This window comes from Brevundimonas sp. (assembly GCF_027487935.1).
Classification (GTDB): domain Bacteria; phylum Pseudomonadota; class Alphaproteobacteria; order Caulobacterales; family Caulobacteraceae; genus Brevundimonas.
On the sequence record NZ_JAIYCP010000004.1, the window covers coordinates 16,155 to 38,786 of the forward strand.

The 22,632-nt window shown below is 66.0% G+C and carries 25 protein-coding genes and 3 tRNA genes; 13 read left to right on the forward strand and 15 right to left on the reverse strand.

The features are described 5' to 3' along the window. Positions 1-337: 337 nt before the first annotated feature. The 8 genes from Q0053_RS01680 to murA all read right to left on the reverse strand — a co-directional run bounded on the left by Q0053_RS01680 (position 338) and on the right by murA (position 4,938). Positions 338-413, reverse strand: a tRNA-Phe gene (locus Q0053_RS01680). Between the two features lie 64 nt (positions 414-477). Continuing rightward, the gene (locus tag Q0053_RS01685; RefSeq protein WP_298095361.1) at positions 478-645 is read right to left on the reverse strand and encodes a DNA gyrase inhibitor YacG; all 168 of its coding nucleotides are present in this window, start codon (positions 643-645) and stop codon (positions 478-480) included. Further along, the gene (locus tag Q0053_RS01690; RefSeq protein ID WP_298095131.1) at positions 645-1,679 is read right to left on the reverse strand and encodes a ribonuclease E/G; all 1,035 of its coding nucleotides are present in this window, start codon (positions 1,677-1,679) and stop codon (positions 645-647) included. Before Q0053_RS01690 ends, Q0053_RS01685 begins: the two co-directional genes overlap by 1 nt. Continuing rightward, positions 1,676-2,251, reverse strand: coding sequence for a nucleoside triphosphate pyrophosphatase (locus Q0053_RS01695; RefSeq protein ID WP_298095134.1), 576 nt, complete (start codon positions 2,249-2,251; stop codon positions 1,676-1,678). The genes Q0053_RS01690 and Q0053_RS01695 overlap by 4 nt, the downstream gene beginning before the upstream one ends. A 12-nt stretch (positions 2,252-2,263) precedes the next feature. Then, the gene (infA, locus tag Q0053_RS01700) at positions 2,264-2,485 is read right to left on the reverse strand and encodes a translation initiation factor IF-1 (RefSeq protein WP_013269122.1); all 222 of its coding nucleotides are present in this window, start codon (positions 2,483-2,485) and stop codon (positions 2,264-2,266) included. Between the two features lie 233 nt (positions 2,486-2,718). After that, complete coding sequence (locus tag Q0053_RS01705; protein WP_298095138.1) at positions 2,719-3,183, reverse strand: UPF0262 family protein; 465 nt, start codon at positions 3,181-3,183, stop codon at positions 2,719-2,721. After that, complete coding sequence (locus Q0053_RS01710) at positions 3,180-3,659, reverse strand: DUF2948 family protein (protein WP_298095141.1); 480 nt, start codon at positions 3,657-3,659, stop codon at positions 3,180-3,182. The genes Q0053_RS01705 and Q0053_RS01710 overlap by 4 nt, the downstream gene beginning before the upstream one ends. Further along, positions 3,649-4,938: a UDP-N-acetylglucosamine 1-carboxyvinyltransferase gene (murA, locus tag Q0053_RS01715; protein ID WP_298095144.1), complete on the reverse strand. Its 1,290-nt coding sequence runs from the start codon at positions 4,936-4,938 to the stop codon at positions 3,649-3,651. Before murA ends, Q0053_RS01710 begins: the two co-directional genes overlap by 11 nt. A 432-nt stretch (positions 4,939-5,370) precedes the next feature. On the opposite strand from murA, the gene Q0053_RS01720 reads away from it, so the two are divergent. Then, positions 5,371-5,445 (forward strand) — tRNA-Thr (locus tag Q0053_RS01720). Positions 5,446-5,647: 202 nt separating this feature from the next. After that, on the forward strand, positions 5,648-5,893 hold the full coding sequence (locus tag Q0053_RS01725; RefSeq protein WP_298095147.1) for a hypothetical protein: 246 nt from the start codon (positions 5,648-5,650) through the stop codon (positions 5,891-5,893). Between the two features lie 227 nt (positions 5,894-6,120). Here Q0053_RS01725 and Q0053_RS01730 read toward each other — a convergent pair whose 3' ends face one another. The 3 genes from Q0053_RS01730 to Q0053_RS01740 all read right to left on the reverse strand — a co-directional run bounded on the left by Q0053_RS01730 (position 6,121) and on the right by Q0053_RS01740 (position 8,811). After that, complete coding sequence (locus Q0053_RS01730) at positions 6,121-6,678, reverse strand: hypothetical protein (protein WP_298095150.1); 558 nt, start codon at positions 6,676-6,678, stop codon at positions 6,121-6,123. Positions 6,679-6,740: 62 nt separating this feature from the next. Next, positions 6,741-7,232, reverse strand: a complete 492-nt coding sequence (msrB, locus tag Q0053_RS01735; protein ID WP_298095153.1) for a peptide-methionine (R)-S-oxide reductase MsrB — start codon at positions 7,230-7,232, stop codon at positions 6,741-6,743. A gap of 88 nt (positions 7,233-7,320) precedes the next feature. Then, positions 7,321-8,811, reverse strand: a complete 1,491-nt coding sequence (locus Q0053_RS01740) for a hypothetical protein (protein ID WP_298095157.1) — start codon at positions 8,809-8,811, stop codon at positions 7,321-7,323. Positions 8,812-9,030: 219 nt separating this feature from the next. On the opposite strand from Q0053_RS01740, the gene Q0053_RS01745 reads away from it, so the two are divergent. Both Q0053_RS01745 and Q0053_RS01750 read left to right on the forward strand, forming a co-directional pair. Next, positions 9,031-11,013 carry an acetyl/propionyl/methylcrotonyl-CoA carboxylase subunit alpha gene (locus Q0053_RS01745; RefSeq protein ID WP_298095160.1) on the forward strand — a complete coding sequence of 661 codons (1,983 nt, stop codon included), beginning with the start codon at positions 9,031-9,033 and terminating at the stop codon, positions 11,011-11,013. A gap of 82 nt (positions 11,014-11,095) precedes the next feature. Beyond that, a complete protein-coding gene (locus Q0053_RS01750; RefSeq protein WP_298095163.1) occupies positions 11,096-11,686 on the forward strand; it encodes a type II toxin-antitoxin system PemK/MazF family toxin in 591 nt (196 codons plus the stop codon). 309 nt (positions 11,687-11,995) lie between these two features. Here the strand turns inward: Q0053_RS01750 and lipB are convergent, their stop codons facing one another. Beyond that, on the reverse strand, positions 11,996-12,712 hold the full coding sequence (gene lipB / locus Q0053_RS01755; protein WP_298095166.1) for a lipoyl(octanoyl) transferase LipB: 717 nt from the start codon (positions 12,710-12,712) through the stop codon (positions 11,996-11,998). A 75-nt stretch (positions 12,713-12,787) separates the two neighbouring features. Here lipB and Q0053_RS01760 point away from each other — a divergent pair, with 75 nt between their 5' ends. The 6 genes from Q0053_RS01760 (at position 12,788) to Q0053_RS01785 (ending at position 18,056) form a co-directional block, all read left to right on the forward strand. Next, entirely contained in the window at positions 12,788-13,039 is a 252-nt protein-coding gene (locus tag Q0053_RS01760) for a FliM/FliN family flagellar motor switch protein (RefSeq protein ID WP_298095169.1), read from the forward strand. Positions 13,040-13,202: 163 nt separating this feature from the next. Next, positions 13,203-13,289, forward strand: a tRNA-Leu gene (locus Q0053_RS01765). 59 nt (positions 13,290-13,348) lie between these two features. Next, complete coding sequence (gene mgtE / locus Q0053_RS01770; RefSeq protein ID WP_298095172.1) at positions 13,349-14,761, forward strand: magnesium transporter; 1,413 nt, start codon at positions 13,349-13,351, stop codon at positions 14,759-14,761. A gap of 64 nt (positions 14,762-14,825) precedes the next feature. Next, complete coding sequence (locus tag Q0053_RS01775; RefSeq protein WP_298095175.1) at positions 14,826-16,082, forward strand: lysozyme; 1,257 nt, start codon at positions 14,826-14,828, stop codon at positions 16,080-16,082. A 37-nt stretch (positions 16,083-16,119) separates the two neighbouring features. Continuing rightward, a complete protein-coding gene (locus Q0053_RS01780) occupies positions 16,120-17,283 on the forward strand; it encodes an isovaleryl-CoA dehydrogenase (protein WP_298095177.1) in 1,164 nt (387 codons plus the stop codon). Between the two features lie 137 nt (positions 17,284-17,420). Beyond that, a complete protein-coding gene (locus Q0053_RS01785; protein ID WP_298095180.1) occupies positions 17,421-18,056 on the forward strand; it encodes an exopolysaccharide biosynthesis protein in 636 nt (211 codons plus the stop codon). A gap of 60 nt (positions 18,057-18,116) precedes the next feature. Here the strand turns inward: Q0053_RS01785 and flaF are convergent, their stop codons facing one another. After that, positions 18,117-18,491 carry a flagellar biosynthesis regulator FlaF gene (flaF, locus tag Q0053_RS01790; protein ID WP_298095182.1) on the reverse strand — a complete coding sequence of 125 codons (375 nt, stop codon included), beginning with the start codon at positions 18,489-18,491 and terminating at the stop codon, positions 18,117-18,119. After that, complete coding sequence (gene flbT, locus Q0053_RS01795) at positions 18,451-18,873, reverse strand: flagellar biosynthesis repressor FlbT (RefSeq protein WP_298095184.1); 423 nt, start codon at positions 18,871-18,873, stop codon at positions 18,451-18,453. The genes flaF and flbT overlap by 41 nt, the downstream gene beginning before the upstream one ends. A gap of 494 nt (positions 18,874-19,367) precedes the next feature. Between flbT and Q0053_RS01800 the strand changes: the two genes are divergently transcribed. Continuing rightward, positions 19,368-19,676, forward strand: a complete 309-nt coding sequence (locus Q0053_RS01800; protein ID WP_298095186.1) for a hypothetical protein — start codon at positions 19,368-19,370, stop codon at positions 19,674-19,676. 215 nt (positions 19,677-19,891) lie between these two features. Here the strand turns inward: Q0053_RS01800 and cysS are convergent, their stop codons facing one another. Continuing rightward, the gene (gene cysS / locus Q0053_RS01805; protein ID WP_298095189.1) at positions 19,892-21,301 is read right to left on the reverse strand and encodes a cysteine--tRNA ligase; all 1,410 of its coding nucleotides are present in this window, start codon (positions 21,299-21,301) and stop codon (positions 19,892-19,894) included. 109 nt (positions 21,302-21,410) lie between these two features. On the opposite strand from cysS, the gene folE reads away from it, so the two are divergent. After that, entirely contained in the window at positions 21,411-22,028 is a 618-nt protein-coding gene (gene folE, locus Q0053_RS01810; RefSeq protein WP_298095192.1) for a GTP cyclohydrolase I FolE, read from the forward strand. A gap of 161 nt (positions 22,029-22,189) precedes the next feature. Next, positions 22,190-22,630, forward strand: a complete 441-nt coding sequence (locus Q0053_RS01815; protein ID WP_298095194.1) for a biopolymer transporter ExbD — start codon at positions 22,190-22,192, stop codon at positions 22,628-22,630. Positions 22,631-22,632: the final 2 nt, after the last annotated feature.

Here is a 22,632-nt window from a genome sequence, read left to right on the forward strand (position 1 = left end):
GAACGGCCGCAGACGACGACCGCCCTCGATGAAAATCTTGTCCGCAGATGACGGGAGAGACCCCCGAATCCTTGGAACGCCTTCTGACGCTTCCGGTTGCCGAATGGCTTCCGGCGCGGCACCGACGGGTTGAGGGAAACCGTTTTCCCCGCCCCCGAAAGCTGCCCGCAAAAGAACGCGGTCAAGCTCCTTTGACGAACGCTTACCGGAGCGTCAAGTGCGCGACAGTGCTTTTCCCCTCGCAAGGGAGCTACTAGCCCCAAAGCTGAAGATTCAGGCCCCAAAGAGGCGTTTTACTGATGGGACCGGGCCGCAATCCCCGACCGGGAAGGGACGATGGTGCCTGGGGGCGGATTCGAACCACCGACACGCGGATTTTCAATCCGCTGCTCTACCAACTGAGCTACCCAGGCAAGCCGTCTGCTCGCGCGAGGGGGGGTCTATAGGCGAGCCGTCCGGGGGTGTCCAGCCGTCTGATCAGTCTTCGGCCGGGTCTTCCGTCGAGACGTCGTCGACGCTTTCCGGGATGACATATCCGCCGGTGAACCAGCGCTGGAGGTCAATGTCGGCGCAGCGCCGGGAACAGAAGGGCTTGTAGTTGCTGTCCGCCGGCCGGCGGCGACAGATCGGGCAAGGGGTCATGATCACTGATCCTCGAGCAGAAAAACGCCCGGTGCCATCGCCGGATCGGCTTTCAGATGGGCGCGCGGACCGAGACGGGCCACCAGCGGTCCGGCCAGCGCCGCATCCACCGGTGCCGCCCGCGCAGTGATGCGCGCGCTCTTCGTATCCGAGAGCAGGCCGAACCGCAGGCTGCGCACAATATCCTGCGCCCGCTGTTCCGGTCGCCGGCCTCTGTCGCGGCCGTTGAGAACCTCCTCCAGTGGCGTACGACGCCATGGCACGGCCAGTTGCAGCACGCCGAACCGGTTCACCGGTCCGAAAACCACGTCAGGGTCACCGCCGAACGCCTGTCTGGCCGCCGTCATGACGGCATCGCCATCAAGGCCGGTCCCGATCAGATCGACCGCCACAAGCCCGCCCCAGCGCCTCAGCCGGATCATGCGGGCCGCCATGTGCAGACCCTGCCGGTTCGCGCGTGTTCTTGCCGGTGCCCCGAATGCCACGCCCGGTGCCGGGGCGAGATCCAGATCGACCGCAACGAGCGCCCGGGTGCGCTGGATCATCAGATCCAGGCCTGTCTCCGGGAACAGTTCGAAGGGCAGGCCCGCTTCTTCCTCCGCGCTCCGGCTCGCCTGAATGCCGGCGAGGCCGGTGGCGGGCTCCACGCCAGGGGCCAGAACGGCCAGCGTCTCCGCCACCGTGGGTCCGGGCAGGAGCAGACGCGGTGCCCCCTCTCCCGCCCCGATCAGGCGCAGGGTCGGCCCCTTGCCCTCACGCGGTTCTGCCGAGACCTCGACCTCGACCTTCTGCCCCTCATTCAGCCGATCCTGTCCGCGAAAGGGCAGGAAACCCGGCAAGTCCGTCCCGAGATCGACGAAGGCGCCCTTCAATCCCGGATGGACCGCGGCAATTCGTCCGATGCAGCGCGCGCCGAGACGATGTTCGGCGACGTCGTCCTCGCGCTGGATCAGCAGATGTTCGAACCGGCCATCCCGTGCGACCACGCCCCGGACCTCGCCGGGCGTGTCGTCAAGGAAGACCTCGACCTCGCTCATGCGCGCCAGCCGGCCCCGTTCAGCAGATTGACCGTCTCGAACAGCGGCAGGCCCATCACCGCCGGATAGCTGCCGACCAGCCGGGTAACGAAGGCCCCGGCCCGGCCCTGGATGGCATAGCCCCCTGCCTTGCCCCGCCATTCGCCCGAGGCGACATAGGCGGTGATCTCGGCGTCGGACAGAACCTTGAAGCTCACCCGGGTGTCGACGACACGATGCGTGGTCCGAACCCCGGCGGTCACGGCCACGCCGGTGAAGACCCGGTGGTTGCGGCCGGAAAGCAGTTTCAGGAACCGGACCGCCTCGGCCTCATCCAAGGGCTTTTCCAGCAGACGCCGTCCGACGGCCACCACCGTGTCAGCGGCCAGGACGACGGCATCCGGTGCCCCGGCCGCTACAGCCTCGGCCTTGGACACAGCCAGCCGCGCGGCAAGGCGCGTCGGCGTCTCATCCTTCAGCGGCGTTTCGTCGATATCGGCAGGTTCGACGCGGTCGGGCGTTATCCCGACAAGCGCCAGCAGTTCAATGCGGCGCGGGCTGGCAGAGGCCAGCACGAGATCCGGACGGCTCATCTGAGCCGGCCCTTACTTGAAGCGATAGGTGATACGGCCCTTGGTCAGGTCATAGGGCGTCATCTCGACCAGGACCTTGTCGCCGGCCAGCACGCGGATGCGGTTCTTGCGCATCTTGCCCGCGGTATGGGCGATGATCTCATGGTCGTTGCCCTCGAGCAGCACGCGGAACGTCGCATTCGGCAGCAGTTCGCTGACGACGCCGGGAAACTCGAGCAGTTCTTCCTTAGCCATGCGGCCTCTCGCGCCCTGAAAACAGGAGTCCGAACACGCGCCGGGCGAAAGCGCGCGTGGTTAAGGAGCGGGCGTATGCCTGAAAACGGCGGGTTAGTCGAGGCAGCTGGGTCGCGGGAATGATTAGTGATGAGTGGTTAGTGGTTGGCCGATGCCGCCGATGGCGTCCACCGATGCGCCGCCTCTGCCTGAGGCCGGCAGCCACTAATCACTAACCACTCATCACTCCTCTTTCACCCCCGCCGGTAAAGCGCCGTCACCAGGGTGAACAGCCGCCGCGCCGTCTCATGGTCGATGGCGATCTTGCCCGCCAGCCGGGCCTGCAGAATCTCGGCCCCTTCGTTGTGCAGGCCACGGCGCCCCATGTCGACGGCCTCTATCTGGGCCGGCGAGGTCCCGCGCAGGGCCTCGTAATAGGTGTCGCAGATGGCGATATAGTCCTTCACCACCTTGTTCAGCGGCGTCAGGGACAGGCCGTGGACGCGGTGGAACGCCGGCCCGGTGATATCGAAGGCCAGCCGTCCGTCCACCATCGCCAGCGTCAGCGCATAGGGGCCTCCCGCTGCGCCCGCCGGCTCGAAACTGTTCTTCTCGATCAGGTCGAAGATGGCGACACGCCGTTCATGCTCGATCTCGGCGGTCGCTGCGTGCAGCGTCGCGGAATCCAGCGCGATTGAAGTCAGCCGGTGCTCGCTCACCCGGGTTCCCCCGCTTCTGACAGATGGCTCGGTGCCAACCGGGCGGGCCAGCGTTCCGACAGATCGGTCAGCACGGCGTCGAGGCATTCTACGTCGATACGCAGATCGCCGCCGCCGGCGAACATCAGAATCACCCGCCCCCCCGGGGCCTCGTCCGGCGCGAACTCCATGGCGAGCAGTTCCAGTGCGCTCTCGGGCAGGCGCGGCAGGCGGCGACTCTTCACCGCAATGACGTCGCCGAACTGCATGGCCGCCATGACCCGCGTGCCGCCGCATTCCCAGCAGAAACGGCTCAGTTTCAGGGTGACCCGCCTCGAGCCGGGCTCCCAGACGATATCAACGGGGCGCAGGATGGCGTCCTGCAGGGCCGCCGAAATGATGTGCAGGTCCTCGGCATCCTCGGCCAGGAGGCGCAGCGGCTCGACCGGCGCGACCGCCGACGTGTTCGCCCCGACCTCGCCGGCCTCAGTGCTCATGGGCAGAGTCCCGCACACGGCGAATCTCCGCCCCGCAGGCGCTGAGCTTTTCTTCCAGACGCTCAAACCCGCGATCGAGATGATACACGCGTCCGACGGTGGTCTCGCCCTGGGCCGCCAAACCGGCGATCACAAGGCTGACCGACGCCCGGAGATCGGTGGCCATGACCTGGGCACCATGCAGGGTGGCGACACCATGCACCACGGCCTCCCCGGCCTGGACATGGATGTCCGCCCCCAGCCGCGCCAGCTCCGGTGCATGCATGAAGCGGTTCTCGAAGATGTTCTCATGGATGACGCTGTCGCCCTCGGCTGTGGTCATCAGAGCCATGAACTGGGCCTGCAGGTCGGTGGCGAAGCCCGGATAGACCTCGGTCGCCACATTGACCGCCTTCAGGCGCACGGCCGGGTCGCGCCTCACGATCACGCCGTCCGGGGTCGGCGTCACCTCGACCCCGGCCTCGATCATCTTGTCGCTCAGGGCTGCCATCAGCTCCGGCCGGGCCCGGGTCAGCCGCACCTCGCCGCCGGTCATGGCCGCCGCCACCGCATAGGAACCCATCTCGATCCGGTCGGGAATCACCGACCAGTTCGCGCCGCCCAGCGAGGACACCCCGGTGATGGTCAGGACATCGGTATCGATCCCCTCGATCCTGGCCCCCATGGCCGTCAGGCAGCGCGCGAGGTCGCCGATCTCCGGCTCCCGCGCGGCCTTGCGAAGGACGGTCACACCATCGGCCAGAACCGCGGCCAGCAGGGCGTGCTCGGTCGCCCCGACCGAGACGAACGGAAATTCTATCTCCGCCCCCTTCAGCCCGTTCGGCGTGCGGGCGATGACATAGCCCTCCTCCAGCTCGATCTCGGCCCCCATGGCCGTCAGGGCCTGCAGATGCAGATCGACCGGCCGCGCGCCGATGGTGCAGCCGCCGGGCAGGGAAACCTTGGCCTCTCCCGTACGCGCCAGCAGCGGCCCCAGCACATTGAACGAGGCCCGCATCTGCCGGACCAGATCATAGGGCGCGAAGGTCGAGGTCAGGGCTGCGGCGTGGAACAGCGTCTCCTGTCCGTCGGCGCCGTCGCGTTCGGTAACCTGGACCCCGAGCTCGCGCAGCAGACGTCCCAGAAACTTGGTGTCGGCCAGGCGCGGCATATTGGTCAGCAGCAGCGGCTGATCGGTCAGGATCGATGCGGCCATCAGCTTGAGGGCGGAGTTCTTGGCGCCGCTGATCGGAATGCTTCCGTTCAGACGGGCGCCGCCGGTGATGGCGATGCTGTCCATATCGTCTCTTGCGGCCCCGAGCAGGGCGCAAGGGGTTCGGTTCTCTAGCGCGGACCGCCACCCTTGCGAAAGGCCGACAACCGTCCGGGCGATGACATTCAGTTGCTCGGCTTTGCAGCCTTGCCCGGGCCGGCCGCCGCCTTGCGACGCCGGAGGTTGTCCCGCAGGGCCGAGGCAAGGCGCTGGGCCCTTTCTGTCGCGGGCGTTTTCGCCGGTGCCAGGGGATCCGGCAGGCTGACCGGCAAATCGGGTTGGGGCAACGCGGCCTTCGACTCATCCATGGGTTTGACCAGACCCCGTGTCAGGCTTTTCCGCAAGCGGACACGCCTCCCGGGACGCGCGAACCACATTTATCCCGCAATCGAAGCAAAAGTGGTTCGGGGGCTTCCCCCTTTGTCCCCGGTTGGCTATAGGGCCGCTTCCTCAGATCAGGCCGCCGTAGCTCAGTGGTAGAGCGCATCCTTGGTAAGGCTGAGGTCGTGGGTTCGATTCCCCCCGGCGGCACCACCCTGAAGACAGAAAGGACGGCGCTTCCTGAAGCGCCGTCCTTTTCCGTTTCGGGCCTTCAATCCGACACCCTCCCCGACAGGCCTCCGAACCTTGTCGTCCCGGACTCCGCCTCCCGGCTGGACCCGCTCTTCCAGTCGCAGAAACCTCTTGTGCGGGCGGCGACGACGACATACTCTTTTAAAGAGAAAACGGAGTCGGCATGTTCAGGAAGATCAATCCAACCCGTCCAGGTTTGACCGGTGTCGCGCTTGTTCTGAGCGGTATTGCTCTGCTGCTCGGCGTCTATCTCCTCTTCGACCGGCAATGGCTCGCGGCTCTTGAAACGGGCCGGCTGGACTTTCTGGAGTTCCTGGGCTGGTACAATTTCTTCGGCTACGCCGCGATCGGGCTGGTTGTGGTCGGCACCATCCTGTTGCTCGTCTCCTTCGCCCGTCGAAGAGGCTGACCTTGTCATCCCGGACGCCGCAAGGCGGCGAGCCGGGACGCATGACCGCAAACCTCCCTCCGCCCGGAAGTTGCGTCAGCGGCTATCCGGGCGACGGGTCAGGACAAACAGCGGCGGTGACCTGCTCTCCCGGATAATCGCAGGGCAATTTCCGGGAGGTTTGGTTGGGGGGCGCATTCCGTCCCGGCCCGGCGCTTCGCTTGGCCGGGATGACAAGGCGAAGCGGCTCAGTCGTCAGCCCGGTCCGGCTGAACCAGCGGAAAGCGCCGCGGCGGGCCGCCCGGGCGCATGACCCGCGCCTCAAACGCCCCGGCCGCGCCCTCAGGCTGATAGCCGGGGAAGGCATAGCCGCTGTCGTCGAAATAAGGATTGTCGTAGCCGCCGCCATACCCCCCGTAGGGATAGCCGTTCTCGACCTGGCGATAGCTGAGATCCAGCCGACCATTCTCGCCGACCGGCAGGGACACCGCCACGCCATAGTCGCGATAACCGTCTGTGCCGATGCCGAAACGGACCTCGCCGTGCGGCTTGCGATCGTCGGCAGGCGCGCGCGCGGCGTCGGCCCAGGGCTTGTCGGCGGTCGAGCGGCCGGCGATCCAGCGGTCGATCTGCTGGTCGGTGGTCAGGCCGTGCGGCACGGCGTCCTGGGTCGCCCCTTCGGTCGAGGCCGCGACCGGCCGGGCGGTGGCTTCCAGATCGACCGGGGTGGCCGGTGCGGTGACGACGACGCCGTCAGGATCGGACGCCAGCAGCGCGGCCGTCAGGATCAGTGCAAAAACGGCCATGCGACGAACTCCACCAGAACCCGCACCCTAACCCCAAATGAGGCCAAGGTCAGGCCGGTCTTTCAGGCCATTCCGTCGCCGCGTCCCAGCGGGTCGGGCAGAGCCCCGCCCTCGGCCACAAAGGTCAAGGCCACGGAGTTGATGCAGTAGCGCAGACCACCCGGCCCGGGCCCGTCCGGAAACACATGGCCCTGATGGCTGTCGCAGCGCGCACAGCGGGTCTCTGTGCGGGTCATGCCGTGGGAGCGGTCGGTGATGGCGAGGACGTGGGCAGGGTCAACCGGCCCGGTGAAACTGGGCCAGCCGGTGCCGCTCTCGAACTTGGTCCCCGTGCGGAACAGCGGCAGGCCGCATTGCCGGCAGCAGAAGACCCCGGCCCGCTTCTCACCCAGCAGGGTCCCGCAGAACGGGGCCTCGGTGCCATGCGCCAGCAGGACACGCTTCTCCTCGGCGGACAGGTCCGCTTCCAGCGCCACCCGCTGGCTGTCGCTGGGAGGCGTCAGGTCATAGCCGGACGCGGAACGGTGGGTGATGGCGGTGTCCTGATCGGTCATGGCCCGAACATAGGAAGGGCCGGGCGAGGGTTCCACCCCGTCCGGCCCGGTCCCGATATCAACCCGTCAGACGCCGGGCCCTGGTGCCTTACTGGAACAGCGTTCCGACCCAGGCCCGCACGGCGTTCTCGTCCACCGGATCACCGGTGTAGATCAGGCCCTGGGCCGGCGCATAGGGCTGGTTGTTGGCGCGCGGACGCGAAGTCCAGGCCTTGTGACCGTAGCTGAGGTCCGAATAGTTCGACGGCAGACGCTCGACCGTCGGCTCGACGAAGATCGAGTCGGTGGCCGTGGTCGAGCCGGCGATACGCACGTTCGGCAGCCGGGACAGAAGGTCCAGGGTATCGAGGCAGCCACCCGAGCAGCCGGCGTCGACCAGGACGATCACAGGCCCCTGCACAGGGTTGGTTGCACCCGTGTCCGAAACCGCCGGGCGTCCAGCCAGTGTAAAGGTCGGCTGACCGGCCGCGATGGCGGCGTCAAAGGCAGCCACGATCTCGCGCGTCTGCTCGATCACGAACATGGACTCCTGCACGAAATACGGATCGGCCTCCATGCGGCCGAGGGCACCGGCGTACCAGTCGCGGTTGCCCTGGGTGGCGCGGTAGGTGATGTCACCCGCGGCGGGCTGGCGGCTGACCGTGAACTCGGGCGTCCAGATGCGGTTGGCCAGGCCGTAGCCACGTGCGGTCGAGGAGTTCTCACCCGAGCCGCGGGCGGCACGGAGGTCCAGCACAAAGCCCTGCGGGCCGCGCAGCGCGGCCGCCTGGGCCTCGACGGCAGCGTTGAACGCCGGCCAGCCGGCGCTGTCCGAGAAGGAATGAACGTGCAGCCACGGGCGACCGTTGACCGTCTCAACCGCCAGCGGCGTCGCCGGCGGCATATAGACCGTGGCGCGATAGGCGGCCTCGAGGTCCCCCGGGACAATCGGGATCGGACGGATCTGGATATCGCGCGGACGGCCGCGGCCCGACTGGAAGCTGCACTGCGAGGGCACGCCGGTGGTGAACGGGTTGTTCCGGTTCCACATCAGATAGGGGGCCGACGTCACCCGACCGGCCTCGGTCTCGAGGTTGCCTTCCCAGCGGTCCAGCTTGGCGCGGGCGAACTCCTCGATCGGGATGAGGTTACAGTCCGTGACCAAGTCGCCGACCCGCGGTGCGTTGCGCGTACCCGGCTTCACATAGGTCACGACATAGCGGCCGTTGCGCCAGCCGGTGGTGAAACCCGGCCAGCTGATGCCGAAATAGGGGCCCGTGCCCTCAAACGTCGGGCTGACCTGAATGTTGGAGTCGCGGAAGCCGCCGGCGAAGAAGCGCAGCAGATAGGCGTGGCTGTCGCCGCTGTTCACGCGCGGGGTCAGGGCCAGCGATTCCTGCAGACCGGTGTCGAGCCAGGCGCGGAAGCCCTGGCTGGCTGCGCCCGGGATCGCCGGGGCCGGATGGTTGGCCGCCAGTTCATCATGCGCCCGCTGCAGGTCCTGTCGTGCCAGGGCCCGGAAGTCCTGGGCGAAGGCGCTGCCGGTGCTGACGGCGACAACCAGGGCTGCAGTGGCGACAACAGAAAGGAAACGGGACATCAGGTCAGGCTCCAGGCCAGTAAGCGGGACAGGGACAGGATCGGATCGGGCGGACAGGCAAGAAAAGGATCGGAAGGCGTTAAACCCCATCGGAACCGCCCTTGCCAAGCCCATACGCGGCTCAGGTGAACGACCCCTCGGTTTACTCCCGTGGGATCGCGGCCTAATCGGGGCGATCATCCCAGGCTGCGATCACATTCGCTTCAGATTCAAAGACACATGTTCTCCAAGATCCTGATCGCCAACCGCGGCGAAATCGCCGTCCGCATCATCAAGACCTGCCGCCGCTTGGGGATTGCGACGGTGCAGGTCTATTCCGAGGCCGACGCCGGTTCGCTGGCGGTCGAGATGGCCGATGAAGCGGTGCTGATCGGCCCCGCTCCGGCGGCCCAGTCCTATCTGCTGGCCGACCGGATTGTGGAGGCGGTGCGTCAAACGGGCGCGGAGGCCGTCCACCCCGGCTTCGGCTTCCTGTCCGAAAACGCCGGCTTCGCCCGCCGCCTGCGCGACGAGGGCATCGCCTTCATCGGCCCCAACCCCGAGGCCATTGAGGCCATGGGCGACAAGATCAGCTCCAAGAAACTGGCCGCCGCCGCCGGGGTCTCCACCGTCCCCGGCCACATGGGCCTGATCGAGACGACGGAAGAAGCCGTGCGTATTGCCAACGGGATCGGCTACCCGGTCATGATCAAGGCCTCGGCCGGCGGTGGCGGCAAGGGCATCCGCGTCGCCCACTCCGACGCCGACATGGCCGAGGGCTTCGCCGCCGTGAAGGCCGAGGCGCTGGGTGCCTTCGGCGACGACCGCGTCTTCCTCGAGAAATTCATCATCGACCCGCGCCACATCGAGATTCAGGTGATGGGCGACAAGCACGGCCATGTCGTCCACCTGTTCGAGCGCGAATGTTCGATCCAGCGGCGGAACCAGAAGGTCATCGAGGAGGCCCCCTCCCCCCTGCTCGATCCGGAGACCCGCGCCGCCATGGGGGCCCAGGCCGTCGCCCTCGCCAAGGCCGTCAACTATGACAGTGCCGGCACCGTCGAATTCGTGGCGGGGCAAGACAAATCGTTCTTTTTCCTCGAGATGAACACGCGCCTTCAGGTCGAACATCCGGTCACCGAACTGATCACCGGGGTCGATCTGGTCGAACAGATGATCCGCTCGGCCTGGGGGGAAAAGCTGGCCTTCGAACAGAAGGACCTGGCCATCAAGGGCTGGGCCATCGAGAGCCGCATCTATGCCGAGGACCCGTATCGCGGCTTCCTGCCCTCGATCGGGCGCCTGGTTCGTTATGAGCAGCCCGAAGAGGGCGACCAGGGCGACTATACGGTCCGCAATGACTCCGGCGTCCGCGAGGGCGACGAGATCTCCATGTTCTACGACCCCATGATCGCCAAGCTCTGCGCCTGGGGCGAGACCCGCGAGGCCGCCATCGACGGCATGGCCCGGGCGCTGGAGGACACCCATATCCAGGGCGTCGGCCACAACATCCCCTTCCTCGCCGCCGTCATGGACCAGCCGCGCTTCCGCTCAGGCCATATCTCGACCAGCTATATCAAGGACGAATTCCCGGACGGCTTCCACGGCCTCGCCCCCGACCGCCGCCAGACCGACATCCTGATCGCCTCGGCCGCCGCCATGAACGAGATCGCCGCCGAGGCCTCGGGCGACCCCTCCGGGCGCACCGACTGGATCGTCCTGATTGACCGGGAGGCCCACGGCGTTTCCCTGTCCTATGACGACGACGAGGTCCTGACCCTCGACCTCGCCGGGGAAGACCGCGCCCTGCAGCTGAGCGACATCGACTGGCGCCCGGGCCTGGCCCAGTTCCGCGCCGTGCTGGACGGCGTCCCCTTCACCGCCGAGGTCGCCCGCGTCGCCGACGGCTTCAGCATCCGCACCCGCGCCGCCCGCGCCCGCGTCCGCGTCCTCAGCCCCGCCGTGGCCGCCCTCTACGCCCGCCTGCCGGAGAAGGTCGCCGCCGACACCTCGAAACTGATCCAGTCCCCCATGCCCGGCCTCGTCGTCTCCATCCCGGTGACGGTGGGCCAGGAGGTCAAGACCGGCGAAACCGTCGCCATCATCGAGGCCATGAAGATGCAGAACATCCTCAAGGCAGAGCGGGACGGCGTCGTTAAGGCCGTCAGCGCCGCGGCCGGCGATCCGGTGGCGGCGGATGACGTGCTGGTGGAGTTCGAATAGCCGACGCCGGTCTGAGCGAAGCCGACAGAGAAGTCCCTGTAGCCCCCTTGAACAGCCAAGCTTCCGAGGGCACAACTCATGGATGAGCGATCTTCCGAAGCGCGGTAAACTTGTTGCCACGCCTGCGATGGTGCGGGCGGTGGACAGGACCTCCTCGGTGTCGGCTGTCGCGCCGAAGCCACCGCTCGAGATTCGACGCTCAACCCGGTTAGGCGAGGTCTACTGGTGCGCATTCAGCCCGCATCACTACCCACCCGAGTTCGACGACAAGCACCTCGTGGTGGTGATCCGTGGAGCCAAACCCGTATTCGGCGCTCACGTCGTGGTTCCGCTGACCAAGAAACCACAGCTAGACAACCCTCACGGTTACAAGCTGATCCGAAACCCGAACCCCAAGTCGGCCGATCAGTCCTGGGCTGTTTGCGACCACATCTACACCGTCGCCTCCGAGCGGCTGCAGCGGTTACGGGATTCCAAAGGCGTGATGAAAGAACCTGAGCGGATCGATGCGGCCGATTTCAGGGAGATCAGCCTGCGGGTGTTGAACGCCTTGAAACCCTTTCTTGCGCAGGCGCACCTGCCCGTGACCGGCCCCCGGGACAGCGGGGACGGGGCTTCTGCCGACACGCCTCCCGCCAGGGCGAAGTCTGCATCGCGCGCCGATCCCACTTGATTTCGGAGCCCGAACCGCTATTTTTCTTCCACGGTTTCGGCCGCCGGACCGCAAGGTCCACGCCCCGAGAGGGGCCAAAGCAAAGGCCAGCCGTCAGGCTGGCCTTTTTCTGTTTCCGGCTTCTGACCGAACGCGCGCCTACCCGATCGCCGCCCTCTTTCGGTAGGCCTTCGACAGCCGTCGGTAAGGGTCCGAGGTCCCGGCCAGCACCAGATAGACACGGGCGATCATCTTGGTCGCGAACACAGATCGTGTCTCCAGAAACGGTCAGAAGGTCAGGGCCGCGACATAGATCCGACAGGACGGACTTCACACCGGCCCCACGCCGGCTAACGTCTGTCCGAACACCCGTCCGAAACTGACCCTCAGCGCCTCATCCGCCTCGTCCATGGTCGCGGGCACGCCCAGATCGACCAGGCTGGTCACCCCGTGCTCAGCAATCCCGCACGGCACGATCCCTGTGAAATGGTCCAGCGCCGGCTCCACGTTCAGGCTGATGCCGTGGAAGCTGACCCATTTGCGGACCTTTACGCCGATGGCGGCGATCTTGTCCTCACGCGACCAGCCCGGCCCCTTGCGCTCCACCCAGACTCCGACCCGGCCCTCTCGCACATCGGCGGGGACGCCGAACTCAGCCAGGGCACCGATAATCCATTGCTCCAGCCCGCGTACGAAGGTCCGCACGTCCTTGCCGCGCTGGTTCAGGTCCAGCATCACATACACCACCCGCTGGCCCGGCCCGTGATAGGTGAACTGCCCGCCCCGGCCGCTGCGATGAACCGGGAACCGGGCCGCATCCAGCAGGTCGCCGTCCTTCGACGAGACCCCTGCCGTATAGAGGGGCGGATGCTCCAGCAGCCAGACCAGTTCGCCGGCCTCGCCGGCCGCGATGGCCGCCGCCCGCGCCTCCATGACCGCCACCGCCGCGTCATAGGCGACATAGCCTTCCGAGACCGCCCATTCGGCCGGGCGGCCATCGGCGCGAATTAGTTTTTCCATCGCGTCGCTTAAGGCTTGGGAAAGCATGACGCCTCCATTGTGGGTGGCGGAAGCACCATGCAAGCCCAGACCGCTGAATCACAGCCAGTATTCGAGTCCCCCTTGAGCCAGATCGATGCCGTCGAAGTTGAGATCTCGGTCATCCTGGGGCGATGCGTGCTGCCTATGAACCAGCTGCTGAAGATGGGCCGCGGAGCCGTGATCCCGCTCAACGCCTCGGAAACCGACGAGGTCTGGATTCTCGCCAACAATCATCCGGTCGCTCGCGGCGAGATCGAAATTCGTGATGACCGCATCGCCATCACGGTCACCCGGGCCGCCGATGTCTATGACTTCATGGCCGGCTCGGCCTGAGGGCGATTGGTGGTTCGTCGTTGGTGATTGCCGGGCCGGATACCGTTGGTTCCGCGCGGCCCCCAGGCGATGAAGCAGCAGTCACCAACTCCTGATCACCAACCACTCAGACAACCCCTTCCCTTCCAGCCCGACCTCCGCTATCAGCCCCCCTCCGATGCGAGCGGTCGTGGCGGAATTGGTAGACGCGCAGCGTTGAGGTCGCTGTTCCCTAACCGGAGTGGAAGTTCGAGTCTTCTCGACCGCACCATCTGATTTGACAGGGCGAAACATCGGCGACAGCTGATCTGAAAACAGGGGAGGCCAAGCGTGAGCAAAACCGCAGACGCCCCCCTGCCCGTCGCCTCCCGGACTGAAATCGACCACATCGCCCTCGACGAGGACTATGTGCTGACGGCGGCCTTCGTCGAGAAGGTCGTCGACGCCTCGGACGCCGGCGATGGGCTGAAGCTGCGGTCCCTGCTGGAAGATCTGCACCCGGCCGACGTAGCCGATCTGATGGGTTTCCTGACCGCCGAACACCGCGCGGTCGTCGTGCTGTGGCTTCCGCCCGACCTGCTGGCGGAAACCCTGCCCGAACTCGACGACAATATCCGCGAGGAGGTCCTGGAGCGCGTCCCGCACCTGACCCTCGCCGAGGCCCTGCAGGAGCTGGACTCCGACGACGCCGCCCTGGTGGTCGAGGACCTGGAAGACGATCAGCGCGAAAAGGTGCTGGCCGCCATGCCCGAGGTCGATCGCGCCGCGATCGAGAGCTCGCTGCGCTACGATGAGGATTCCGCCGGCCGCCTGATGCAGCGCGAGGTCATGGCCGCGCCGTCGTTCTGGAACGTCGGCGATACCATCGATCACATCCGCAAACAGGGCGAGGACCTGCCGGAGCTGTTCTTCGACATCTATGTCGTGGATCCCTCCAACAAGCCGGTCGGCGGCCTGTCGGTCAGCGGCCTGCTCCGCGCGCCACGCACGACGGCCCTCGTCGACCTCATGGAGCCGGTCAATGCGATCGCCGTCGACCAGGACCAGGAAGAAGTCGCCTACATCTTCGAGAAATACCATCTGATCTCGGCCCCGGTCGTCGATGCGGCGGGCCGGCTGGTCGGTCAGATCACCGTCGATGACATCGTCAACATCATCCAGGAAGAGAACCGCGAGGACATCCTGCGCCTCGCGGGTGTGTCCGACGAGGACCGTGGCTCGTCCGTGTCCGAGATCGTGCGCGGCCGCGTGCCCTGGCTGGCGGTCAATCTCGGTACCGCCGTACTCGGTTCGATCGTCATCTCATGGTTCGAGGTCACGATCGCCCAGATCGTCGCCCTGGTGATCCTGCTGCCCATCGTCTCGGCCATCGGCGGTAATGCCGGCACCCAGGCCCTGACCGTGACCGTTCGCGCCCTGGCGACGCGTGAGCTGAACAGCTCCAACGCCGCCCGCACCTTCCGCCGCGAGCTGGCTGTCGGCCTGGCCAATGGTCTGGTGCTGGCCCCGCTGATCGGGACGGCCGCAGGCCTCTGGTTCCAGGACTGGCGCATCGGCGCCGTGATCGGCATGGCCATGGTGCTGAACCTGCTGGTCGCGGCCACCGTCGGGGTCCTGACGCCCCTGACCCTGTCACGGCTGAAGTTCGACCCGGCCGTATCCTCCGCCGTCTTCGTGACGGCGACGACGGATTTCTTCGGCTTCCTGATCTTCCTCGGTCTCGCCACCCTCGTCCTGCTGTAGAACGGCGTGTCCCTTGCTGGTTCCCCGGTCGGGCGAGCGCGCCCGTCTCGATTTGGGTCAATCCGTGTCCGAAACGCCCACAACCCGTCTGAAGGTCTCCCGCGAAGGGATCGTCCTCATCAAGAGCTTTGAGGGCTTTCGTCCGCGCGCCACGCAGCGGGAGGACGGCCGCTGGGTCATCGGCTATGGCCATACCGCCTCGGCCCGCGAGGGTCTGACCGTCGCCGAGGCCGATGCGGAATTGCTGCTCCGGTATGATCTCCTGCCGGTCGTGAAGGCGCTGAACGAAGAGGTTCACAGCCCGCTGAACCAGCATCAATTTGACGCCCTGGCCAGCTTCGCCATCTCGGTCGGTGTGGACCGCTTCCTTGCATCCGATGTCCTTCAGAGGTTGAACGAGGGTCACGCCATACAGGCCGCGGACGCCCTGATCGGGTGGCCGGAAGACATCTCCGTGGACGCACGCCTGCGCCGCCGCTCGGCCGAGCGGGCCCTGTTCGTTGCTGACCCGTCCTCACCGGTCACCCTCGCAGCCTTGCTGGCCGCGCCCCTTCCGTCGGCCGGGCCGGAGGCCGCCGAACCGGATCCGACGCCGCCCCCCGCGACGTCCACCCCTGAACCTCCGGTCCTGCAGCCTGCGGAGGGCGTCGCGCGGGTCAGTCTGGATCGCTATTCCCCCTATGCGGCCCCCATCATCGGCCCCCTGCCGGGCTTTGCGCCCCGGGATCCGGTCGAAGCACCGGTCGTCGCGCCCGTCTTCCCGGCCCAGCCCGAGCCGGCGATAGCCGCGCCGGAACCGGAATCTCAACCCGAGCCAGAGCCGGAGCCTCAGCCTCAGCCCGAGCCTCAGCCCGGGCCCGAGCCCACAGACACCGGTCCCGTCATCCCGCTGGTGTCTACCGCCCTCCTGCCCTCGCCCTTCCCGGCGATGGAGTCCGAACTGGTCCTGACCCCCGCCACCGAGGCCGACTTCATCGAGGCCGAGCGTCCGGTCTGGCCGTCGGACCAGCGCGACCCGGTTCCTTCCGCTGAGGAAACCGGCCTGTTCGAGGACGAACCGACCCTTTCTGTCCTGCGCCACGAGGTTGAACCGGCCGGGCCTCGCCGCTTTGACTGGAGCGAGACCGGTGCCTTTCTGATCATGGGCGGTGTGGGCCTGGCCGCCTGCGGGGCCTCGGCCGCCGCCTTCCGTCTGGCCGTGGAACAGCCCTCACCGATGGGCGAGACGACCGTCATCGCCTGGGCCCTCGCCCTGATCGGGGTGATTTGCGTCGGCGTGTCGTCGTGGAACCTCTATGTGCGGTGGGGCAAGCCGGACTGACTTTCCGGCGAGAGCGGGCGGTGCTACCTCCGCGCCCATGAGCATTCCCAACGCCCCCCAATCCATGGAATTCGGCCTCGGCGAAAACGCCGACATGATCCGTGAGACCACCGCCCGCTGGGCGACCGACCGTCTGGCCCCCCTGGCCGCCGAGATCGACGAGACCAACGCCTTCAAGCGCGAGCTCTGGCCCGAGATGGGCGAGCTGGGCCTGCACGGCATCACCGTCGAGGAAGAATACGGCGGCCTCGGCCTCGGCTACCTCGAACACGTCGTGGCCATGGAGGAGGTGTCCCGCGCCTCTGCCTCGATCGGCCTGGCCTACGGGGCCCACTCCAACCTGTGCGTCAACCAGATCCGCCGCTGGGGCACCGAAGCCCAGAAACAGAAATACCTGCCCGGCCTGATCTCGGGCGAACACGTCGGCTCACTGGCCATGTCGGAAGTCGGTTCCGGCTCGGACGTCATGTCGATGCGGACCCAGGCCGTGAAACAGGGCGACCGCTACGTCCTGAACGGCACCAAATTCTGGATCACCAACGCGCCGCACGCCGAGACCCTGGTGGTCTATGCCCGCACCGGCGAAGGCAACGGCGGCGTCACCGCCTTCCTGATCGAAAAGGGCATGAAGGGATTCAGCGTCTCGAAGAAGCTGGACAAGATGGGCATGCGCGGCTCGGACACCGCCGAACTGGTGTTCGAGGACTGTGAGGTCCCGGAAGAGAACGTCATGGGCCCCGTCGGCGGCGGTGCCGGCGTGCTGATGAGCGGCCTCGACTATGAGCGCGCCGTGCTGGCGGCCGGGCCGCTGGGCATCATGCAGGCGGCGCTCGACGTGGTCCTGCCCTATGTCCGCGAGCGCAAACAGTTCGGCAAGCCGATCGGATCGTTCCAGCTGATGCAGGCCAAGGTCGCCGACATGTACGTGGCCCTGAACAGCGCCCGCGCCTATGTCTATGCCGTGGCCCGCGCCTGCGACCAGGGCAAGACCACCCGCTATGACGCCGCCGGGGCCATCCTGCTGGCCTCCGAGAATGCCGTGAAGGTCAGCCTCGAGGCCGTCCAGGCGCTCGGCGGGGCGGGCTATACGAAGGAATGGCCGGTCGAGCGTCTGGTCCGCGACGCCAAGCTCTACGACATCGGTGCCGGCACCAACGAGATCCGGCGGTTTCTGATCGGACGGGAATTGCTGGGCGGCTAGTTGCCGCATCCCGCTCGCGCCTGACCTTCAGGTACGGATGCGGATGCGCTGCACCGCCAGGATTGACGTTTGTTAAGTGGCGCGCGTCCATCTACCGGCCTAGATCGAGTCATCCCCGCCCCGGACCCCCGTCGCAGATGCCCGACTACGACTATCATAGCGACAGCCGGACCTTCTCCCAGGTGATCGAGGACATCGGGGCCAGGGAGGACCCGAAGCTCTATCTCGGTGAGCTGGTGAACGCCTTCGGCGAGCGCGGCTTCGGGGCCCTGATGCTGTTCTTCGGCCTGCTCAACATCGCCATCGGCATCATCCCCGGAACGACGACGGTCCTTGGGGCTCCCCTGCTTCTGATGGGCCTGCAGCTCGTGATCCGGCAGGAGCAGCTCTGGCTGCCGCGCTGGGCGTTACGGCGCGCGATCGAGCGCGAAACCTATCGCAACGGTGTGAAAAAGGTCCTGATCCGCTTCAAACAGGTCGAACGTCTGTCCAGACCCCGGCTGCCGGCGATGACCAGCCCGGTCTCGGAGGTGCTGATCGGCATCGTCACCGTCCTGCTGTCCTGCATTCTGGTGCTGCCGATCTGGGGCGGAAACCTGGTCCCCGCCCTGATCATTTCGACATTCGGATTCGGACTGATGCAGCGCGACGGCATTGTGGTGCTGATCGGCTGGGCAGGGGTGGCCGGCGTCTGCCTGTTCATCTGGCTCGCCGGGGGGCTGGTCAGCCTGGCGCTGGGGCCGACCATCCAGTGGGTCACTGGCCTGTTCTAGCCCCGCCGCCCGCTGTCGTGTCCGTTGTGATGAAACGGTGCGCGCCGGAGCCGTAGCGCGTCAGGCCGCCTGTTGCGCGCCCGGCCCTGGACCTGCCAGCCCCTGCATGACCATCCGGTTGATTTCGATCAGGGTTTCGAAATCATCCTCGCCCCGCATGATCTCCGAAGAGTGACGGCTGACGAACAGGCTGATGGAGATGATCTGGGCCTTGAGCCCCGGACTCATGACATTGTCCTTGTTGGAGCAGTCGGTCGCGAGCGTCGACCACAGCCGCCGGTTCCAGTCCAGCGCATCGATCCGCGCAGAGATCTCTGTCGGTTCAAGGGTCGAGGCGTGCATCAGCGCCCGGGTCACTTCCCCGAACAGCCGGTACTCCATCTCGCGCGGAGATTCAGCCCTGGCTGCCGCTGTCTTGTACGCCTGTAGCGACATTCGCCAGACCTTCCTCATACTCAACGAGTTTTCGCGCCGCCATCAGCGCCTTGTAGTGCTCGCGCGCCATCACATGGCGCGAAGCTGCGACGCAGGCCGCCAGAATTTCGGGATTGCGGGACGCGCCCATGAACTCGCCGAGCCGTAGAGCGAACTCGTCATAGACCTTGGCCGCTGCGGTCTCGTCCAGATACATCATCATGACCGGGAAATAGACGCGCTTGGCCGGGGTGTTGGCATCCTCGGGCTGGAGAATGTCCTTCTCGCGCAGGACCGACGCCTTGTTCTGCAGGATCAGTACGCCCCGCCGGTCGCCATTCTGGACGACGGCGCCGTTGAGGACGAATTTCTCGCCGGGCTTCAGCGACAGCTTGAGCGGCATTTGCGAGGACGTCTCCTGACAGGACCCGAACGACGATAGGAAGCCGGAACCAAACGCAGCCTAAACAAACGTGGTTAACCAGTTCTTGTCGGCCGATGCGGCTACAAGCGGTGGAGCGAGACGGCCGAAAGCGGACCGTCAGGACGTCGGTGATGGCTGGGAAGCGGAACGCACCACCTGACCCTGCCCGGAGGATCACCGGCGGTTTCCCCGCCCACTCGAGGGCACCGCTCTCTCGTCCATTGACGTTTCTATCAGGGTTTTGTGGTCTATCGTTCCGGAGCAATGGTCCCCGGTAGTGCGAGCCTATGACAAATCCTTGCCTCAGATGTACGGTGGACCAGAACTGCTGTCGGGACCTGCACGGCCTTCTTCTGAATGAAGCCGAGTATCAACGTCATTTCGCAGGACGGTCAGACCATCTGTCGATCGCGCGAGCCGGTCGCGTTTATCGCTTGTCGTCAAACGGACGGGGACCCTGCCCGAATTGGGACATGGGGTGCTCGATCCATGCCGATCGGCCGATGGATTGTGCGCTTTACCCGTATACGATCGGAAACATCTTCGAGGAAAAAGGGAAGGTCTACGCGACCTATCACAGCCGCACCGAGTGTCCTCTGAGCGCAGAGATCATTCAGCCCAGACAGGAAGCTGAAGAGCTGATCCACGACTTCTTGAAGCAGACCTACGGAGAAGAGACGGAAGTGGTTGTGCGCCACGATGAAGGCGCTGCCCGGCTTTACCACCTCGCACGTCGCGCCGCCGCAAAGTCAGGTAAGATTCTCTCGTCGATGACGAGATGAATGTGAGCCGATTCAGTCGGCGCAATCTGCCGGCCAACAAGATCGGCAACTCACGCGCCACCTGACGGGCCTTGCCTTCCTGCCGAGCGCAGACATACCCAAGGGCTCCTCAGGGTCGAAAGCGGCCGGTGACGGCCCGCCGATGAGTGGACCCTGTGTTCCTGGGTGAGGCTGAGCATCGTGTTTCCACATGACCGGTGTTAACCCGGCGCGCCCTATCCCCTGACCCGCCAGGTCGCACCCTGCGGACCGTCCATGACCACCACGTTCAGGGCATTGAGCCGGTCGCGGATGCGGTCGGCCTCGGCCCAGTCCTTGCCCGCGCGGGCGGCGGCCCGTTGCTCCAGCAGGCCCTCGACCTCGGTCCGCAGATCACCGGAGACCTCACCTTCCAGCCAGTCCGCCGGTGTCGCCTGGAGCACGCCGAGGATCGCGCCGGCGGCGATCAGCTCACCCTTGGCCCGGCCGGCGACGCCGGTATCGCCCGCCGTCATGGCGCGTTCGATCTCGCTGGACAGGGCGAACAGGGTCGCCATGGCGCCCGGCGTATTGATGTCGTCCTCAATGGCGGCAAGGAAGTCCGCGGCCGGCTCATCGCCATTGGCCTCGACGGCGGCAGCGCGGTGAAGCGCACCGTAAAGCCGGTCCAGCGCCTTGCGGCTCTGGTCGAGCAGCGCCTGATTCCAGTCCAGCGGCTGGCGGTAGTGGGCACTCAACAGGGCCCAGCGGACGACCTCGCCCGGAATCGTCTGCACCAGATCATGCAGCAGCAGGACATTGCCGATCGATTTGGACATCTTTTCCGCGTCGACGGTCAGAAAGCCGTTGTGCATCCAGTAGCGGCTGTACTCGACATAGGCGTCGGGGGAATGGGCGTGGCCATGGGCGCAGACGCCCTGGGCGATCTCGTTTTCATGGTGCGGAAACACCAGGTCGATCCCCCCGCCGTGGATATCGATCGGCAGGCCCAGCGTCTCCTCGATCATGGCCGAGCATTCGATATGCCAGCCCGGACGCCCCTCGCCCCAGGGCGATGGCCAGGACGGCTCGTCGGCCTTGGACGGCTTCCACAGCACGAAGTCGTGCGGATTTTTCTTGTAGGGCGCGACCTCGACCCGGGCCCCGGCGATCATGTCGTCGAGGTTGCGCCCCGACAGCCGGCCGTAGGTCTCGTAAGACGAGACGTCGAACAGCACATGGCCCTCGGCGGCATAGGCGCAGCCCTGATCCATGATCGCGCCGATCTGTTTGACGATCGCGTCCATATGGTCGGTGACATGCGGCGCGATATCCGGCGGCGACACATTCAGCCGGCTCATGTCCTCCAGATAGGCGGCCTCATAGCGCGCCGTGACCTCGCCGATCGGCGTGCCCTCGCGGGCGGCCTTCTGGTTGATCTTGTCGTCCACGTCGGTGACGTTGCGGGCGTAGATGACCTTGTTTGCGCCATAGGTCCGGCGCAGCAGGCGCACCAGCACGTCGAACACCACCGGCGGCCGTGCATTGCCGATATGGGCGAAGTCATAGACCGTCGGACCGCAGACGTAGAGGGTTACGCGGTCGGGGTCGCGGGGCGTGAAAACCCGCTTTTCTCGATACAGGGTGTCGTGGAGAACCAGCGGCATGGGGAAGCGACGACTTTCAGTTTTCTTGCGGGCCCGGAATCCTTGCTGGATTGACCCGCCGTCCCATATAGCGGTCCACAAGCACAAGCGAACAGCGTCGAGATCCAGAATGAGCCTCATCCCCGTCAAGCCGGTTCTGGTTGGCGACAACGATCCGTCCAAACGCCCCAGCCGTGACGAGGCCCTGAAAGCCGTCCGCACCTTGCTGGCCTGGGCCGGCGACAATCCGGACCGCGAGGGTCTGCGCGACACGCCCAAGCGCGTGGTGGATGCCTACGGCGAATGGTTCGAAGGATATGACGCTGATCCGGCCAAGGAACTGTCGCGGACCTTCGAGGATGTGCAGGGCTATGACGACATGGTCCTGCTGCGCGACATCGAGATCGAGAGCCATTGCGAGCACCACATGGCCCCGTTCATCGGCAAGGCCTATGTCGCCTATATTCCGCGCGAAAAGGTCGTCGGCATCTCCAAGCTGGCACGGGTGGTCGAGATCTTCTCTCGTCGCCTGCAGACGCAGGAGACCCTGACCCAGCTGATCGCCGAGGCGATCGAATCAAACCTGCAGCCGGCCGGCGTGGCCATCATGATCGACGCCGAACACCAGTGCATGACCACCCGCGGCGTGCATCACCGCCACGTCTCCACCATCACCACCCGCTTCACCGGTGACTTCAAGACGGACGCTGCCCTGAAGGATCGCTTCCTGGCACTGGCGAAAGGCTGACTCGCTCGCCTGACAGGGGTATTTTGAGCAATCCCGGGCGTATGGAACCCCAACCGGCCTGAACCCGCTTTACAAGCCGGTTCCGGGACGCCAAGAGACGATCTGAACGTCATATTTTGCGCTCGCCGCGATCGCGCCGGGCCCGATGGAGAGAGTGACACATGGGCTCCAAGCTTTCCGGACCCGCCGGCCAGGGCGGCAAGACGATCGAGCAGAACGCGGACATCAACGTCACGCCGTTCGTCGACATCATGCTCGTGCTGCTGATCATCTTCATGGTCGCGGCCCCGATGGCGACCGTTTCGATCCGCCTCGACCTGCCGCCGGCACAACCGCCGGCAAACCCCGAGGAGGTCAAGGAACCGGTCTACATCACCATCCAGGAGACCGGCTCGATCTTCCTCGCCGATCGCCAGACCACGATCGAGACCCTGGCCGCCGACGTCTGCACGGCCCTGGCCGTCGCCACCGACTGCCGCGAAGAGCGCGTCTTCGTCCGCGCCCAGCCGGACGTGACCTACGATCAGTTCATGGAAGTCATGAACACCCTGCAGGAGAACGGCTTCTTCAAGGTCGGCCTCCTGAACGAAGATATCGAATAGGC

Coding starts and splice junctions, on each gene's coding strand:
- Q0053_RS01690 (WP_298095131.1), bottom strand. CDS start 1,679: ATGAGCGAGGTCGAGGTCTTCCTTGACGACACGCCCGGCGAGGTCCGG.
- Q0053_RS01695 (WP_298095134.1), bottom strand. CDS start 2,251: ATGAGCCGTCCGGATCTCGTGCTGGCCTCTGCCAGCCCGCGCCGCATT.
- infA (WP_013269122.1), bottom strand. CDS start 2,485: ATGGCTAAGGAAGAACTGCTCGAGTTTCCCGGCGTCGTCAGCGAACTG.
- Q0053_RS01710 (WP_298095141.1), bottom strand. CDS start 3,659: ATGAGCACTGAGGCCGGCGAGGTCGGGGCGAACACGTCGGCGGTCGCG.
- murA (WP_298095144.1), bottom strand. CDS start 4,938: ATGGACAGCATCGCCATCACCGGCGGCGCCCGTCTGAACGGAAGCATT.
- Q0053_RS01725 (WP_298095147.1), top strand. CDS start 5,648: ATGTTCAGGAAGATCAATCCAACCCGTCCAGGTTTGACCGGTGTCGCG.
- Q0053_RS01730 (WP_298095150.1), bottom strand. CDS start 6,678: ATGGCCGTTTTTGCACTGATCCTGACGGCCGCGCTGCTGGCGTCCGAT.
- msrB (WP_298095153.1), bottom strand. CDS start 7,232: ATGACCGATCAGGACACCGCCATCACCCACCGTTCCGCGTCCGGCTAT.
- Q0053_RS01740 (WP_298095157.1), bottom strand. CDS start 8,811: ATGTCCCGTTTCCTTTCTGTTGTCGCCACTGCAGCCCTGGTTGTCGCC.
- Q0053_RS01745 (WP_298095160.1), top strand. CDS start 9,031: ATGTTCTCCAAGATCCTGATCGCCAACCGCGGCGAAATCGCCGTCCGC.
- Q0053_RS01750 (WP_298095163.1), top strand. CDS start 11,096: ATGAGCGATCTTCCGAAGCGCGGTAAACTTGTTGCCACGCCTGCGATG.
- lipB (WP_298095166.1), bottom strand. CDS start 12,712: ATGCTTTCCCAAGCCTTAAGCGACGCGATGGAAAAACTAATTCGCGCC.
- Q0053_RS01780 (WP_298095177.1), top strand. CDS start 16,120: ATGAGCATTCCCAACGCCCCCCAATCCATGGAATTCGGCCTCGGCGAA.
- Q0053_RS01785 (WP_298095180.1), top strand. CDS start 17,421: ATGCCCGACTACGACTATCATAGCGACAGCCGGACCTTCTCCCAGGTG.
- flaF (WP_298095182.1), bottom strand. CDS start 18,491: ATGTCGCTACAGGCGTACAAGACAGCGGCAGCCAGGGCTGAATCTCCG.
- flbT (WP_298095184.1), bottom strand. CDS start 18,873: ATGCCGCTCAAGCTGTCGCTGAAGCCCGGCGAGAAATTCGTCCTCAAC.
- Q0053_RS01800 (WP_298095186.1), top strand. CDS start 19,368: ATGGGGTGCTCGATCCATGCCGATCGGCCGATGGATTGTGCGCTTTAC.
- cysS (WP_298095189.1), bottom strand. CDS start 21,301: ATGCCGCTGGTTCTCCACGACACCCTGTATCGAGAAAAGCGGGTTTTC.
- folE (WP_298095192.1), top strand. CDS start 21,411: ATGAGCCTCATCCCCGTCAAGCCGGTTCTGGTTGGCGACAACGATCCG.
- Q0053_RS01815 (WP_298095194.1), top strand. CDS start 22,190: ATGGGCTCCAAGCTTTCCGGACCCGCCGGCCAGGGCGGCAAGACGATC.